Genomic DNA, 13,855 nt, shown 5'->3' on the forward strand with positions numbered 1-13,855 from the left:
CACAGCACCATGGCCCCATCATCCGCCTCCCGGCTCAGCGAGCGCGCCGCCGCAACCTGGATCGACGACGACACACGCAGTTTTGAACGCCTGGCCAGGCTGGCCTCCTGCCTGGCGTTGAGCCGGGTGCAAGTCCACCCCTTGCAGGCTGCCAGTCCGCATCAGGAGGCGGGGGGGCTGCTGGGTGGCGCAGCGGCCCCGCCTGCCTCAGCGCAGCGTGCCATCGTGCTTGCTGCAGATGGTGGAGCTGCATCAAGCGCTGCACGCTTGATGCTACCGCCGCTGCATGATCTGCCCGAGGCCGAGCGTGCCCACCGGCACACCGCCATGGTGGCGCATGCTGCGGCGCATCTGCTGCATTCACCCGCACGCCAGACCAGCCAGGCCTTGAAGCCCATGGGCATGGTGCTGGTCTCGGCCATAGAAGACGCCCGCGCCGAACGCCTGTTGCTGCGCGACTACCCCGGCGCACGCCCTTGGTTCCAGGCGCATATCGCGCCCGAGCCCGAGGCGGAAAACCTGGGCTTTACCGCCTTTATGGCGCGGCTTGACCGGATCTTGCTGCTGGCGGACAGCCACAGCGCTAACCACTGGGTCAACAAGGCGCAGGAGCTCTTTGAAGGCACGGTGCAAAAGCATGGGCTTGAAGACTATGCGGCATTCCGCGCCATCGCCTCCATCCTTGCCAATGACCTTGGCCAGATGCGGGTGCGCATGGATCCACAGCACTATGCCGGGCCCACGCTCTACCGGGATGACAACAGCTACCTCTGGGCGCATCCCGAGTCGCAAGACAACCAGGACGAGGCCTTGCATCTGCCCCAGACCGCCGCGCAACGGCATGTGGCGCATACAAGAAATGCGCAACAGCCGCCCGAGCCGGCGCAAACGCCCCAGGCGGCCGAAGAATTGGAGATCGCCCGCTTTCACTACCCGGAATGGGACTACAGGAGCGAGCATATGAAGGCCGATTGGTGCCAGGTGGTCGAAAAACTCCCCGCCTGGCAGGGCCTGAGCGAGATCCGCAGTGCGCGCCTGTCCAGTGCCTCCAGGGTCGACAGTCTGGCGTTGCCCCATCCCCGCGTGCTCGACCGGCGCCATCGGCTTCGCCGCCAGTGGGAGGGCGATGCGCTGGACCTCAATGCGGCCATCGACGTGCAGGTGGACATGCGCATGCAGCTACGCCCCGACCCGCGCATTTTCATGCGCAGCGGCCAGGGCCCACGCCCCGCCAGCATGTTGGTGCTGCTGGACATCTCCGAATCGGTCAACGACATCGGGCCGCAGGGCCAGAGTCTGCTGGCATTGGAGAAGCAAGCCGCGCTGATGCTGGCGCAGGCGTGCTTGCGCAGCGCCGAACGTCTGGCCATCCATGCGTTCTCGTCCAACACCCGTGCCGAAGTCAACTACTACCGCTTGCTTGATTTTGGCCAGGCACACAGCAGCGCCACGGCAGCCATGGTCCAAGCCCTGCGCGGGCGCTATTCGACGCGCATGGGCGCGGCCCTGCGCCATGCCAGCAGCCTGCTGCGCAACGAGCCCGAAGGGCAGCGCAGCCTGTTGGTGGTCACCGATGGCGCTCCGCACGACATCGATGTGCACGACAAGCGATACCTGATCGAAGATGCGCGGCATGCCGTTCAGGAGGCCAAGCGCGCAGGCGTGCGCGTTTGCTGTCTGGCTGTCGATGCACAGGCCGATGCCTATGTGCGCCAGATCTTCGGATGGCGGGGCTATGACATCGCGGATGACGCCGTGCAGCTGCTGCCGCGCTTGACCAGGATGGGCGCGCGCCTGGCCGCTGGGCGCTAGATGTGCAGGGCACTCCCCAGCCCTGCACCGATGAGACCGGCCAGCGCCTGCCGCTGCGCTAAGCTGGCTGGCACGCTTTATGCATTTACCCCGCATCCGCTCCAGTGGCCCAAGCATTGGAGTGGGATAGACCAGGAGACAGGTTTTGGCAAACAACGATCCCTTGCGTGTCGGCATTCTCTTTTCGGAAACGGGCACCACGTCCATCATTGGCCAGTCGCAACTGCAGGGCAGCTTGCTGGCCATCGACGAAATCAACAACGCCGGCGGCGTGCTCGGGCGTGAGCTGGTGGCCGTGCGCTATGACCCGGCGTCCAACCCTGCCGAGTACGCGCGCCTGGCCGAGCAGTTGATCATGCACGACCGCGTCAACACCATTTTTGGCTGCTATATGTCCAGCAGCCGCAAGGCCGTGCTGCCCGTCGTCGAGAAATGGAACAAGCTTTTGTTCTACCCCACGCTCTACGAAGGCTTCGAGTTCTCCGCGAACATCATCTACACCGGCGCCGCCCCCAACCAGAACAGCGTGCAGTTGGCCGATTTCATGACCAGCAGCTTTGGCGCGCGCGTGTACCTCATCGGCTCGGACTACATCTACCCCTACGAATCCAACCGCATACTGCGCGAATTGGTCCTGCAGCACCCCGAGGGCGAAATCCTCGGCGAGCGTTACCTGCCACTGGCGGCCACCGAGCACGATTACCAAGCCGTCATGGAAGATATCCGCCAGAAGCGCCCTGACTTCATTTTTTCCACGGTGGTCGGAGACTCCACCGCCCAGCTCTACCGCGCCTATGCCGATGCCGGCTTCAGCACCAAAGAAATGCCGATCTGCAGCCTCACCACCTCGGAGGCCGAGATCGGGCAAATGGGCTTTGACATCGCAGCCGGCCACATCACCTCGGCACCTTATTTTCAGTCGATCCAATCTGCCGCCAACCAGCGCTGCCTGGCCCACCTCAAGCGGCTTTTCGGCGATGACTGCCGCCCCAATCTGTGCTGGGAAGCCTCCTATTTTCAGCTGCATATGTTTGCCAAAGCCTTTCGCCGCTCGGGCAGCGACACCATCAGCGAGTTGCTGCCTTACCTGCTGGGCAGCGAGTTTGATGCGCCTCAGGGGCGTGTGCGCATCGATCCCGGAAACCACCACACCTGGGTCTACCCGCGCATTGGGCGGGCCAATGCGCAAGGGGAGTTCACCATACTGCGCGAGGCCAAACGCGCCGTATCGCCGGATCCTTATCTGGTCACCCATTCCTTGGGCGACTGGACGGCCAAGATCGAGGTCTGAGCGTGAACCCGCAGCAGCCCCGCGCTACCTCGCAGCACCTCAAGGAGCTGCGCCAACTCAAAATCATCCTGATGCACCCCGAGGATGCCGATGGCTTGCTGCTGGCCCAGCAGCTCCAGCGCATCGGCTGCCAGGTGCGCAGCGTCTGGCCACCGGTGCAGCAATTGCCGGACGACCCGGATATCGTCCTGTTGGCGGTACGCCCTGATTTTCTGCACCTGCTCATGGCCTGGGCGAGCGGTGAGCAGGCGCCTGCGCTGGTGGCGGTGGTGAACTATGAAAACCCCACCATTGTGTCTGCCGTGCTGGAGCTCAAGGCGCAGGCGATCCTGCCTTCGCCCATACGCTCCTTTGGCCTGCTCTCCACCTTGGTTGTCGCGCGCCAGATGCACAAGGAGCACCGGCAGATGCAGCAACATGTGCACAAACTGCAAAACAAGCTGCTGGGCCAACGCCGTGTGACCGACGCCAAAGCCATCCTCATTGCCACCCATCAGGTCAGTGAAGACCGCGCCTACGAAATGCTGCGCGAGCAGGCCATGAAAAAGCGCGTATCGGTCGAAGAGATCGCCCAGGCCATCATCAGTGCGAGCGAATTGTTGGGGATGAAGGGCAAGCCCGAGTAGTGGCAGAAGCGGAGGATCCTCGGGCTGCTGCAGCGTTGCCTGGGCGCCTGGCATCAAGGCGCGGTTTATAACCTGCAGCAGCCAAGCCGCGCCAGATCTGCGCTGGGCCGATTACGGCAATCGCAGGCTACCGAGTTGACGCATACACACAGCCATTCTTTAACTGCCCTGATGGCGTGATGCGCTCATTTTTTAGCACCCCCTCCAACAGCATCCCCGCGCTGGCGCAGGTCGCACGGCTGCCCGCGTTATCTTCATCGGTGCGCGCAAACACCCGCCGCGCTTTCAATTGCGTGAATGCCAAGTGCAGGACGGCCGTGACCGCCTCTTTCGCAAATCCGTTTCGGTGCACGCCACTGCGCATCCAAAAGCCAATTTCCATGCTGGGAATGTCCCAGCGGATCGTGTGCAGGCCCACGCTGCCGATCAATCGCTGCTCGTGGTCCCAGACCAGAAACGCCAGGCCAGTGCCGTTTTCGCGATCACGCATGCTGGCGAGGCAAAAGTCTTCGGACGCCGATACCGACGGCTCATACAGTGCCCAGGGCAGCGAGGTGGGCCAGGCGCGCAGGCTGGCCAGGCTTTCTACCACCGCTGCATAAACGGCTTCGCCATCGCCGGGGCCGGCAAGGCGCAAGCTCAGGCGGGGCGTTTGGATGGGGGTGTCGGCAATCTCAGGAAACATATGCGCTCGCTATGAATGGCTCAAACCGATCATAGGCCTGCTTTCGAGTTTCTGTATATGGCCATTGAGCTCTTGTCTCCTGCAACGAAGCCGGGGCAGGAATGCGCCTTCCCTTCACAGTAGGCCAGCGCCAACGCCATGGAGTGCTTCACTTGTGCATCATCAGTGATTGCCTGGATGGCGTGCTGGTCAGTGTCCTGCTCGCAATGTAATAGCCAGCGGGGGGATTTCTCCGTGCAAGTGACAAGTGCTTGGGAAAACGCTGTGGTTGAGGGCCATGGATAGCGGCGCTTCTTTTCCAGTTGGGGAAGTAAGTCGATCGCAATGTCAGCCGAGCCATTCACTGGGTAGGCGATACCAAGAAGCGTGCCTTCGTAAAAACAGAGTTGTTCGTCGGTGGTGCCCCAGTCCGATTCAAAGAACTGCAGCGACAACCCTTGTATGTCTGTAAGCACGGTCAGGGAAAAAGAGTCAAGTCTACGGAGGTAAGGGTGTTGCAGCATGGAGGTTGTGCTTAGGTGCTGTCGCTCTTATGGCCAGGCCGACGCGGTCAGGGTGGGGCTTTCACATAATGGCTTTTGCAAGAGCGAGGGACGCGGTTTTTGGCTGTTTGTTAAGAGAGCAGGGGGCATCTGCCTTACTCCTAGGAGAGTCACATCATGCATCCCCGGTGGTTTCCTGTAGCTGATAGATCGCAGCTCGCGCATCCAGAAAATGACCATCCGAGGATGGTTTCAATCTAGTGTTCCCCGTATCTCTACATTTGATCTATTAACTTCACAAGCCCACTCGACAAGCTTACCCAAACTCTCACATCGGGTGGATCAACAACGGCGATCTCGGGGTCCATAGTTTCGGGAATTAAAAAGATAACTTCGCATCGGTCTGGCTCTTGTCTCCCGAGCGTTCCCGGGCATAGGTGCCCAATACCATGGGAGCTTAAATACTGCTCTGCGATCTGCAGGCACTGCAGGTCGGTAATTTTTTCTGATTGAAATGCATATTGAAGCCACAGCCTGTCAAAGTGATCTTGATGGATAGCAGTCGCCAGGAACTGTGGATCTTGGTTGATCTCATCCAATGACGGAATTCCACCTATGCCAAGCCGCGTTCGCGATGTTTCGCGGTCGATGTCAGCCGCATCCACAGTTCCATCGCGAAAAAACTCCAGCTTGCGCAATTCGCAGCGGTCCGCGCTAAGTTCTGACACGAGTCGAACGGGATATTCAAGACTATCGTGACTCCAAATCACGTCAATGTATTGGTGTGGTCGTTTCATGGTGGGTCGATGTGGATGTCAGGATGCAGTCTAACCAGCGTCCTCAGAAGCAACTATTCCCCATCGCCCCCACAGCCATCACCGCCGCCGCCATTGGCCCCTGCATCATTCCGCGAGCCAGCCTTCGCGGGCTCCGCCGGAAATGGCCGTTCACGCTTGGCGTCACGCAAGGCTTTCTTGCCGAGCCGCCACTGGTCCCAGAGCAAGAACAGCACGACAGTGACGGCGAGCACAGCGAAGGCCGCGATAGCGAGATCCATCATCCACTCCGGTTGAAAACACGATGCGCAGCACCTGGGTATGGGGTCATCCCATCCATGCCCATTCTGCAGCGGCGCGATGACCGCAGCGCTTCAGGGCCTAGCCGACCTGCTTCCCATCCGCTCCCCCAGTCTGCTGCCCCTGCACCAGCGCCCACAGCGCCTCTGCCGCCGGCGCCATCTCCGAGCGTTGCCGGTACAGGCGGATCTCCACCGGTACGTTCCAGCGGTCGTCGCCCGCAGGCACCAGGCTGCCACTGCGCAGCTCTTCGGTGATAAGGCTATGGGGCAGCCAGGCGACGCCTCGGCCTTCCAGGGCCATGGTTTTGAGTAAGGCCGCGTGGTGGGCGGTAAAGACGACGGCGACGCCATGCGCCATACCGGGCTGGCCAGCGTGCACAGCGTCTGCGCCATCGGCAAACATGCCGCGCATGCGCGATCGCATGATGCGGCCCAGGCCCGAGGCTTCGCTGTAGGCGAGCACGGGCACATCGCTGTCCTGGCCGATGCGGTGCAGCGGCTGTCCGGGTGCATCGGGGGCGGCGGCGCTGACCGGGCGCAGCAGGTCATCGGACAGGCGCAGCACCGGGTACTGGCCTTCGTCCAGGCGCCCGGGCACGGCGGCGTGGCCGTGGCACAGCACAAACTGCACGCGCCGCTGCAGCATCAGGTCTTCGCAGGCAAGTGAGCTGTCGCTCATCGTCTGGATCGGGCCCAGGCGCAGCTGCGCTTCCATGCCGACCAGCCAGCGCGGAAAGAAGGTGAGCGACAGCACATGGGTGGCGGCAAAGCGCAGGCTGGCGGCAGCCTGGTCGTGCGCGGCGCGGGCCTTGATGCGGGCGGCCTCCAGGTTGGCCAGCACGTTTTGCAGCAGCGGCAGAAAGCGCTGGCCGGCGGGGGTGAGGGCGGCAGGGTGGGCACTGCGGTCAAACAGCTCCACGCCGACCCAGTCTTCCAGCGAGCGGATATGGCGGCTAAAGGCCGGCTGGGCAATGGCGCGGGCCTCGGCTGCGCGCGAGAAGTTGCCGGTATCGGCCAGTGCCATGAAGTCTTCGAGCCACTCCAGATCGAGCGGGCGGTTGCCGGGTCCCATGGGTTTCCTTGGAGCCTGCCTGGCTCATAGATACATGTATGCGTTTCGGGTATTGGACAGCAGAGGCAGCCTGCGAAATGATGAACACCGTTGACCACCCGCACCCCTAACGGAGACAAAAACATGCCTGCCATCGCGAATTATCGTGGAATTATTCCTGCCATCTCTTGCCCTTTCACCCCGGACCACCGCATTGACGAACCCGCACTGCGCAAGCTTGCATCCTGGCTAGCCGGCCACGATGGCGTGGTCGCGATCATGACCAATGGCCACACCGGCGAGGTGTTCTCGCTGACGCCCGCCGAGCGCGCTGAGGTGACGCGCATTGTGGCCGACGAGCTCAAGGGCCGCATGCCGGTGATCTCGTCCATCGTTTGCGAAGGCCTGGCCGATGCGGCAGAGCATGCCCGCGCTGCGGTGGAAGCCGGCGCCGTGGCGCTGGATGTGATGCCCCCGCACCACTGGCTGCGCTTTGGCTTCACCTCCGGCCACGCGCTGCAGTATTTCGATGCCATCCACAAAGCCGCCCCCCATGCCGACCTGGTCTGCCATGTGTACCCGGCCTGGACGCGTGCCTCCTACTCGTCGCAACTGCTGGCCGGTCTGGCGAAGCTGCCCTACCTGCAGGCCTTCAAGGTGGGACAGCGCGACATGAACAAATACGCCCGCGACATCCAGGCGATCCGCGAGGCTGATGCCTCCAAGGCCATCCTGACCTGCCACGACGAGTACCTGCTCGCCTCGATGGTGCAGGGCGTGGACGGCGCGCTGGTGGGTTTTGCGACGTTTATTCCGCAGCTGATCATCGACCTGTGGAATGCGGTGAAGGCGGGCGACCTGAAGAAGGCGATGGAAGTGCAGGCCATCATCACCCCGCTCAAGGATGCCGTGTATGGCGGTGGCGAACCCACCGGCGAGGCCCATGCCCGCATGAAGGGCGGCATGTACCTGGCCGGCGTGATTGACGACGCCACCGTGCGCCCACCGACCGAAGCGCCCAATGCCAAGGAAGTGGAGGCACTGCGCGCCGCCGTCAAGCAAGCCGGGCTGCTCAAGCGCTAAGCCGCCGTTGAAGTAGGGCAGGGGACCCCAGGTCCTTTGCCCCCAGGGGTCCCGAAGAACGTGTTGACGATCTCCTCGCGCCTCGACAGTGCCCTTGCGGAATGAAGTGATGCGTGCACCTCAAGACGGGGTGTCCGCAAAGTCACTGTCCCTACGGGTTGACGTGAAATCGGGCGATTTCTTCGCGTTGGCTCTTGCTTGCACCTCGGTGCAAGCTGCGAACCACCGCTTCGAACTCATCCCGATTGCACGCCAACGCGGCTGCGTAGAGATCGTCAACACGTTCTAGAAAAAAACCGACAGGAGACAAGACACCATGCAACGCCAACCATTTATCCGTACCGCGCTACGCACCGCCATTGGCGCTGCCGCCTTGGCCCTGGCCGCCAGCGGCTTTGCGCAGACCTATCCGGCCAAGCCGGTGCGGGTCGTGATCCCCTTTCCGCCGGGCGGCACGCTCGATGCGGTGGGCCGCATGCTGGGGCAAAAGCTCGCCGACCAGTTGGGCCAGCCCTTTGTCATCGAGAACAAGCCCGGTGCCAGCGGTGTGATCGGCGGTGAGACGGTGGCCCGCGCGCCGGCCGATGGCTACACCTTGCTGTTCAGTGCCTCCACGCATGTCACAGCGCCGCTGACGCTCAAGTCCGTGCCCTACAACGTGACGCAAGACTTTGTGCCGATTGCGCTGGTGGCCAAGGCCCCGCTGTCGGTGGCCATCAACAAGAACCTGCCGGTGACCGATATCAAGTCGCTCATCGCCTACGGCAAGGCCCACCCCGGCAAGATGACTTTTGCCGTGGGGTCGCTCGGCTCAGCCGGGCATCTGTCTACCGAGCTGCTCAAGCGTGCGGGCGGCCTGGACTACCTGATCGTTCCCTACAAAGGCACGGCACCGGCGTTCCAGGATTTGATTGGCGGGCAGATTGACGGTTTTATCGACCCGATCCTGGGCTCCCTCCAGTACCACAAGGGCGGCATGCTGCGCGTGGTGGCCGTTACCTCGGCCGAGCGCGTGCCCAGCCTGCCGGATGTGCCTACCGTGGCAGAGACCATTCCCGGCTATGAGTTCTACAGCTGGTATGGCCTCTGGGCGCCTGCCAAGACCGCGCCCGCGCTGGTGCAGCGCCTCAACGCCGAGGTGAACAAGGCCCTGGTCGATATGGCGCCCAAGCTCAAGGAACAAGGCCTGCTGCCCACGCCCGGCAGCGCCGAGGACTTTGTGAAATTCCAGCGCAGCGAGATCGAACGTGCGCAAAAGATCGTGAGCGAAGGAGGCATCCGTGCAGACTGAGCTGGGCCATGTCGTTGTGACCGGCGCGAGCAGCGGCATTGGCAGCGCCATTGCCCAGGCGTTGCTGGCGGCGGGCTGGCGCGTCACGGGGCTTGATGTGGCGCAGGCCACCATCGTGCATGGCAGCTATGCGCATGTGCCGGTCGATCTGACGGACGGCGCCGCCATTGCACGCAGCGCTGCGGCCCTGCCCGCCGTGGATGCGCTGGTGCATGCCGCCGGCGTGCTGCGCGTGGGCGCGCTGGGCCAGCTTGACCACGACGGCGGCGCGCTGATGTGGCGCCTGAATGTCGATGCCGCTACGCGCCTGGCCGATGCCATCGTGCCCGGCATGGCCCAGCGCGGCCAGGGCCGGGTGGTGTTTATTGGCAGCCGGGTGGCGCAAGGCATGGCCGGGCGCGGCCAGTACGCGGCCACCAAGGCGGCCTTGATCGCGCTGGCGCGCAGCTGGGCGGCCGAGGTGGCTGCGCAGGGCGTGACGCTGAATGTGGTCTCGCCCGCAGCCACGGCCACTGGCATGTTGAGCGACCCGGCCCGCGCCGGCAGTGCGCCGCGCCTGCCACCCCTTGGCCGCCTGATTGAGCCGGCCGAGATCGCCGCCCTGGTGGGCTTTCTTTTGTCTCCGGCGGCTGCCGCCATCACCGGGCAGGACATCGCCATCTGTGGTGGCTCGTCCCTGGCCCGCTGATATTTCATCCCCCCATTTTCACAACCGATGACCACCATGAAGATCGTCAACATCCTCGAATCCACCCGTCCCATCAAGTCGGACATCCGCAACGCCTACATCGACTTCTCCAAGATGACCTTGAGCCTGGTCGCTGTGGTCACCGATGTCATCCGTGATGGCAAGCCCGTCATTGGTTACGGCTTCAACTCCAACGGCCGCTACGGCCAGGGCGCGCTGATGCGCGAGCGCTTTATCCCCCGCGTGCTCGAAGCCGAGCCCGGCAGCCTGCTGGACGAGACCGGGGAGAACCTGGACCCGCACAAGGTCTGGGCCCGCATGATGATCAATGAAAAGCCCGGCGGCCATGGCGAGCGCTCGGTGGCGGTCGGCACCATCGACATGGCTGTCTGGGATGCCACGGCCAAGATCGCCGGCAAGCCCTTGTTCCAGATGCTGGCTGAGCGCTATGGCAATGGCACAGCCAACCCGCGCGTGTTTGTCTACGCCGCCGGTGGCTACTACTACCCCGGCAAGGGCCTGGAGGCACTTCAGCGCGAAATGGAAAGCTACCTGGCGCGCGGCTACTCGGTGGTCAAGATGAAGATCGGCGGCGCCACCCTGGCCGAGGACTGCGAGCGCATCGAATCGGTGCTGAAGATCCTGGGCCCGGGCCAGCAACTGGCGGTGGATGCCAATGGCCGCTTTGACCTGCAGACCGCCATCGACTACGGCAAGGCGCTGTCGCAGTACCCGCTGTTCTGGTACGAAGAGGCCGGTGATCCGCTGGACTTTGAACTGCAGGCCAAGCTGGGCGAGGTCTACAAAGGCCCCATGGCCACCGGTGAAAACCTGTTCTCGATGCAGGATGCCCGCAACCTGATCCGCCACGGCGGCATGCACAAGGACCGCGACTGGCTGCAGTTTGACTGCGCACTGAGCTATGGCCTGGTGGAATACCTGCGCACCTTGGACATGCTCAAGGAGTACGGCTGGTCGCCCAGCCGCTGCATTCCCCACGGCGGCCACCAGATGTCGCTGGCCATTGCCGCCGGCCTGGGTCTGGGTGGCAACGAGAGCTACCCGGACCTGTTCCAGCCCTATGGCGGCTTCCCCGATGGCGTGAAGGTGGACAACGGCTATGTCACCTTGCCAGCGCTGCCGGGCATCGGCTTTGAAGGCAAGTCCGATCTGATCGCGGAGATGCGGGCCCTGGCTTCCTGACCCGGTCTGGCCACAAGCGCTTGCGAATAGGGCGCTTGCGGCTTTATTTTGAGAATCGGCAAGTGGTCGCGCCAGTCGACGCTTGCGACTGCCTCCCCCAGCGGCGCCTTATAGGCGCCTTTGCGCCTCTGCTTGCCTTAAAGCCGAGGCGTTTTCTTTTTGGGCCATGCCTGCAAGGGCAAGCGCAACTATCGCCAAAGAGCAGGGCGCCTTCGGCAATTTCTCAGGCCGTTGATGCCCGCCAGCACCGCCCGCGCATCGGTCTCTCCAGCCCCATCCACCAGGGGCAAAAACACACAGCACCCAGCGACCAAGGGTTAGCACTGAAAGCCATTCAGGCTTTTGTTTGTACTATTTACCTGTCGGCAGGTATGTAGTCCAACACCAAGATCTGGACGGCCGGCCAAAGACACGGTTCATCGCAAAAAAAGAGCTGATCAAGGAGACAACGTGAAATCTTTTCGCCCGCATGCATTGCTTTTGTCGTTATTGGCGGCCATGGCCGCGCCGTCCGCTTCCTGGGCCCAGGTCAGTGATGACGTGGTCCGCATCGGTGTGATGGGGGACCAGACGGGCCCTTACTCGGGCAACGGCGGTCCCGGCCATGCGCTGGCCGTCAAGATGGCGGTCGAGGACTTTGGTGGCAAGGTGCTGGGCAAGCCCATCGAGGTGGTGGTGGCCGACGACCAGAACAAGCCCGACATTGGCCTGAGCATCACCCGCCGCTGGCTGGATGTGGAGAAGTTCGACACGATCGTCGGCAACTCCGCCTCGTCGATTGCGCTCACGGTGGCCCAGCTGATGAAGGAGCGCAGCAAGCCCTACCTGATCGCAGGCACCACGACGGCCGACCTGACCAACAAGGCCTGCTCGCCGATGAATTTCAACTTTGTCGCCGACTCCTACGCGATGCCCAAGGCAGGGGTGAAGGCGCTGATGAAGCAGGGCGTCAAGAGCTTCTACTTCATCGCGGTGGACTATGCCTTTGGCCAGGCCTACCTAGACGAGGCCACCCGCTTTATCAAAGAGGGCGGCGGCAAGGTGACTGGTGTCACGCGCCATCCGCTGGGCACGGCCGATTTCTCGTCCTACCTGCTGCAGGCACAAGCCAGCGGTGCCGAGGCGATTGTCATCATCAACGCCGGGCTGGACCTGTCCAACGCGCTCAAACAAGCGGCCGAGTACCGCATTGCGCGGGGCGGCCAGAAGGTAGCGGTGTTTGGCATGACGATCAACAGCGTGACCGCGATGGGCCTGGATGTGGCCCAGGGCCTGCAGCTGGCGCTGCCCTTCTACTGGGACCAGAACGACGAGACCCGGGCCTGGTCCAAGCGCTTTATGGCGCGCTACAACAACGGCGCGCCCACCTATTTGATGGCCGGTGCCTACAGCGCCACCATGCACTACCTGCAGGCGGTGCAGGCCGCTGGCACCGACGAGGGCAAGGCCGTGGCGGCCAAGATCCGCGAGCTGCCGGTCAACGACTTCTTCTCCAAGCAGGTCAAGGTGCGGGCCGATGGCCAGGTGCTGCGCCCGCTCTATGCGGTGCAGGTCAAGACGCCGGCGGAGTCCAAGGCCAAGTTCGACTACTACAAGATCATCGGCACCATCGCGCCTGAAGAGGCTTGGCGCCCCGCCTCCGAAAGCGCCTGCGATCTGCTCAAGGGGCAGTGATGGGCGGCATTCTCGTCACCGGTGCCGCACGCGGCATTGGCCGCGCCATTGCGCTGCGGCTGGCCCAAGACGCCCATGACCAGGGCGACGTCCAGGCCCGCCCAGCGCAGCTGACCCTGCTGGACCAGCATGCGGCCGAGCTGGATGCCGTGGCCGCCGAACTGCAAGCGCTGGGCGCCCAGGTCCAGGTGCTGGCGGGTGATCTGTCGGGGCTGGACTTTGCCGCCCAGGCAGTGGCCGCTGCCGTGCAGCACTGGGGCGGGCTCGATGGCCTGGTCAGCAATGCCGGCGCGGCTTTTCCCGGCGCCTTGAGCGATTACCCTGTCGCCGACTGGGACCGGACCTTTGCGCTCAATGCGCGGGCGCCCTTGCTGCTGGCCCAGGCGGCGCTGGCGCCGCTGCGCGCCAGTGGCGGCAGCATCGTCGTCATCACCTCGGTATCGGCCAGCCATGCCACACCACCGCTGGGCGCCTACAGCGCCAGCAAGGCGGCCGCGCTGATGCTGGTGCGCCAGCTGGCGACCGAGTGGGGGCCGCTGGGTGTGCGCATCAATGCGCTCTCGCCCGGTTTGATTGCCACGCCCGGTACCGCGCTGGCCTATGCCGATCCGGCAGCCAAGGCCCAGCGCGAGCAGCGCGTGCCGCTGCGCCGCATTGGTGGGCCCGGCGATATTGCGGGCGCCGTCAGCTTCTTGCTGAGCGATGCGGCCGCCTACGTCAACGGCGCCGAGCTGGTGGTCGATGGCGGGCTGGCCCACACCATGATGGCCTCGCTGCCGCAAAAAGCCTGGCAGGACCAGGCGGCGCTAAGCCGCTTGCCCCAGCCCGCTGCCGCAGGCTAGGCCGCAACGGGCCAGCCGATAGCAACAACGTATTTTGTGATGGAGACCT

Annotated in this window: 14 protein-coding genes; 9 read left to right on the forward strand and 5 right to left on the reverse strand. The window is 63.5% G+C overall.

The window, feature by feature from the left end; all coding sequences use genetic code 11:
• Nucleotides 1-9 precede the first annotated feature (9 nt).
• From WH303_RS07420 to WH303_RS07430, 3 genes are all read left to right on the forward strand, one after another.
• Complete coding sequence (locus WH303_RS07420; RefSeq protein WP_339517706.1) at nt 10-1,812, forward strand: nitric oxide reductase activation protein NorD; 1,803 nt, start codon at nt 10-12, stop codon at nt 1,810-1,812.
• A gap of 145 nt (nt 1,813-1,957) precedes the next feature.
• Entirely contained in the window at nt 1,958-3,103 is a 1,146-nt protein-coding gene (locus WH303_RS07425; RefSeq protein ID WP_339517707.1) for a transporter substrate-binding domain-containing protein, read from the forward strand.
• A 2-nt stretch (nt 3,104-3,105) separates the two neighbouring features.
• Nucleotides 3,106-3,729: an ANTAR domain-containing response regulator gene (locus WH303_RS07430; protein WP_021027508.1), complete on the forward strand. Its 624-nt coding sequence runs from the start codon at nt 3,106-3,108 to the stop codon at nt 3,727-3,729.
• Nucleotides 3,730-3,856: 127 nt separating this feature from the next.
• Here the strand turns inward: WH303_RS07430 and WH303_RS07435 are convergent, their stop codons facing one another.
• The 5 genes from WH303_RS07435 to WH303_RS07455 form a co-directional block, all read right to left on the reverse strand.
• On the reverse strand, nt 3,857-4,414 hold the full coding sequence (locus tag WH303_RS07435; protein ID WP_339517709.1) for a GNAT family N-acetyltransferase: 558 nt from the start codon (nt 4,412-4,414) through the stop codon (nt 3,857-3,859).
• A gap of 29 nt (nt 4,415-4,443) precedes the next feature.
• Nucleotides 4,444-4,917, reverse strand: coding sequence for a hypothetical protein (locus WH303_RS07440; RefSeq protein ID WP_339517710.1), 474 nt, complete (start codon nt 4,915-4,917; stop codon nt 4,444-4,446).
• Nucleotides 4,918-5,171: 254 nt separating this feature from the next.
• Nucleotides 5,172-5,693 carry a DUF6881 domain-containing protein gene (locus WH303_RS07445; protein WP_339517711.1) on the reverse strand — a complete coding sequence of 174 codons (522 nt, stop codon included), beginning with the start codon at nt 5,691-5,693 and terminating at the stop codon, nt 5,172-5,174.
• Nucleotides 5,694-5,746: 53 nt separating this feature from the next.
• A complete protein-coding gene (locus tag WH303_RS07450) occupies nt 5,747-5,953 on the reverse strand; it encodes a hypothetical protein (protein WP_339517712.1) in 207 nt (68 codons plus the stop codon).
• 100 nt (nt 5,954-6,053) lie between these two features.
• Entirely contained in the window at nt 6,054-7,046 is a 993-nt protein-coding gene (locus WH303_RS07455) for a LysR family transcriptional regulator (protein ID WP_339517713.1), read from the reverse strand.
• Nucleotides 7,047-7,169: 123 nt separating this feature from the next.
• Between WH303_RS07455 and WH303_RS07460 the strand changes: the two genes are divergently transcribed.
• From WH303_RS07460 to WH303_RS07485, 6 genes are all read left to right on the forward strand, one after another.
• Nucleotides 7,170-8,108, forward strand: a complete 939-nt coding sequence (locus WH303_RS07460) for a dihydrodipicolinate synthase family protein (protein WP_339517714.1) — start codon at nt 7,170-7,172, stop codon at nt 8,106-8,108.
• A 316-nt stretch (nt 8,109-8,424) separates the two neighbouring features.
• Nucleotides 8,425-9,399 carry a Bug family tripartite tricarboxylate transporter substrate binding protein gene (locus tag WH303_RS07465; RefSeq protein WP_339517715.1) on the forward strand — a complete coding sequence of 325 codons (975 nt, stop codon included), beginning with the start codon at nt 8,425-8,427 and terminating at the stop codon, nt 9,397-9,399.
• Nucleotides 9,389-10,087, forward strand: coding sequence for an SDR family NAD(P)-dependent oxidoreductase (locus tag WH303_RS07470; RefSeq protein WP_339517717.1), 699 nt, complete (start codon nt 9,389-9,391; stop codon nt 10,085-10,087). The genes WH303_RS07465 and WH303_RS07470 overlap by 11 nt, the downstream gene beginning before the upstream one ends.
• Before the next feature lie 36 nt (nt 10,088-10,123).
• Complete coding sequence (locus WH303_RS07475; RefSeq protein ID WP_339517718.1) at nt 10,124-11,290, forward strand: mandelate racemase/muconate lactonizing enzyme family protein; 1,167 nt, start codon at nt 10,124-10,126, stop codon at nt 11,288-11,290.
• A 450-nt stretch (nt 11,291-11,740) separates the two neighbouring features.
• Nucleotides 11,741-12,964: an ABC transporter substrate-binding protein gene (locus WH303_RS07480; protein ID WP_339517719.1), complete on the forward strand. Its 1,224-nt coding sequence runs from the start codon at nt 11,741-11,743 to the stop codon at nt 12,962-12,964.
• A complete protein-coding gene (locus tag WH303_RS07485) occupies nt 12,964-13,806 on the forward strand; it encodes an SDR family NAD(P)-dependent oxidoreductase (protein WP_339517721.1) in 843 nt (280 codons plus the stop codon). The genes WH303_RS07480 and WH303_RS07485 overlap by 1 nt, the downstream gene beginning before the upstream one ends.
• Nucleotides 13,807-13,855 lie beyond the last annotated feature (49 nt).

The sequence above is a fragment of the Comamonas sp. MYb69 genome (genome assembly GCF_037479315.1).
Lineage (GTDB): Bacteria > Pseudomonadota > Gammaproteobacteria > Burkholderiales > Burkholderiaceae_C > Comamonas.

Coding starts and splice junctions, on each gene's coding strand:
- WH303_RS07445 (WP_339517711.1), bottom strand. CDS start 5,693: ATGAAACGACCACACCAATACATTGACGTGATTTGGAGTCACGATAGT.
- WH303_RS07450 (WP_339517712.1), bottom strand. CDS start 5,953: ATGGATCTCGCTATCGCGGCCTTCGCTGTGCTCGCCGTCACTGTCGTG.
- WH303_RS07475 (WP_339517718.1), top strand. CDS start 10,124: ATGAAGATCGTCAACATCCTCGAATCCACCCGTCCCATCAAGTCGGAC.
- WH303_RS07440 (WP_339517710.1), bottom strand. CDS start 4,917: ATGCTGCAACACCCTTACCTCCGTAGACTTGACTCTTTTTCCCTGACC.
- WH303_RS07465 (WP_339517715.1), top strand. CDS start 8,425: ATGCAACGCCAACCATTTATCCGTACCGCGCTACGCACCGCCATTGGC.
- WH303_RS07460 (WP_339517714.1), top strand. CDS start 7,170: ATGCCTGCCATCGCGAATTATCGTGGAATTATTCCTGCCATCTCTTGC.
- WH303_RS07435 (WP_339517709.1), bottom strand. CDS start 4,414: ATGTTTCCTGAGATTGCCGACACCCCCATCCAAACGCCCCGCCTGAGC.
- WH303_RS07420 (WP_339517706.1), top strand. CDS start 10: ATGGCCCCATCATCCGCCTCCCGGCTCAGCGAGCGCGCCGCCGCAACC.
- WH303_RS07485 (WP_339517721.1), top strand. CDS start 12,964: ATGGGCGGCATTCTCGTCACCGGTGCCGCACGCGGCATTGGCCGCGCC.
- WH303_RS07455 (WP_339517713.1), bottom strand. CDS start 7,046: ATGGGACCCGGCAACCGCCCGCTCGATCTGGAGTGGCTCGAAGACTTC.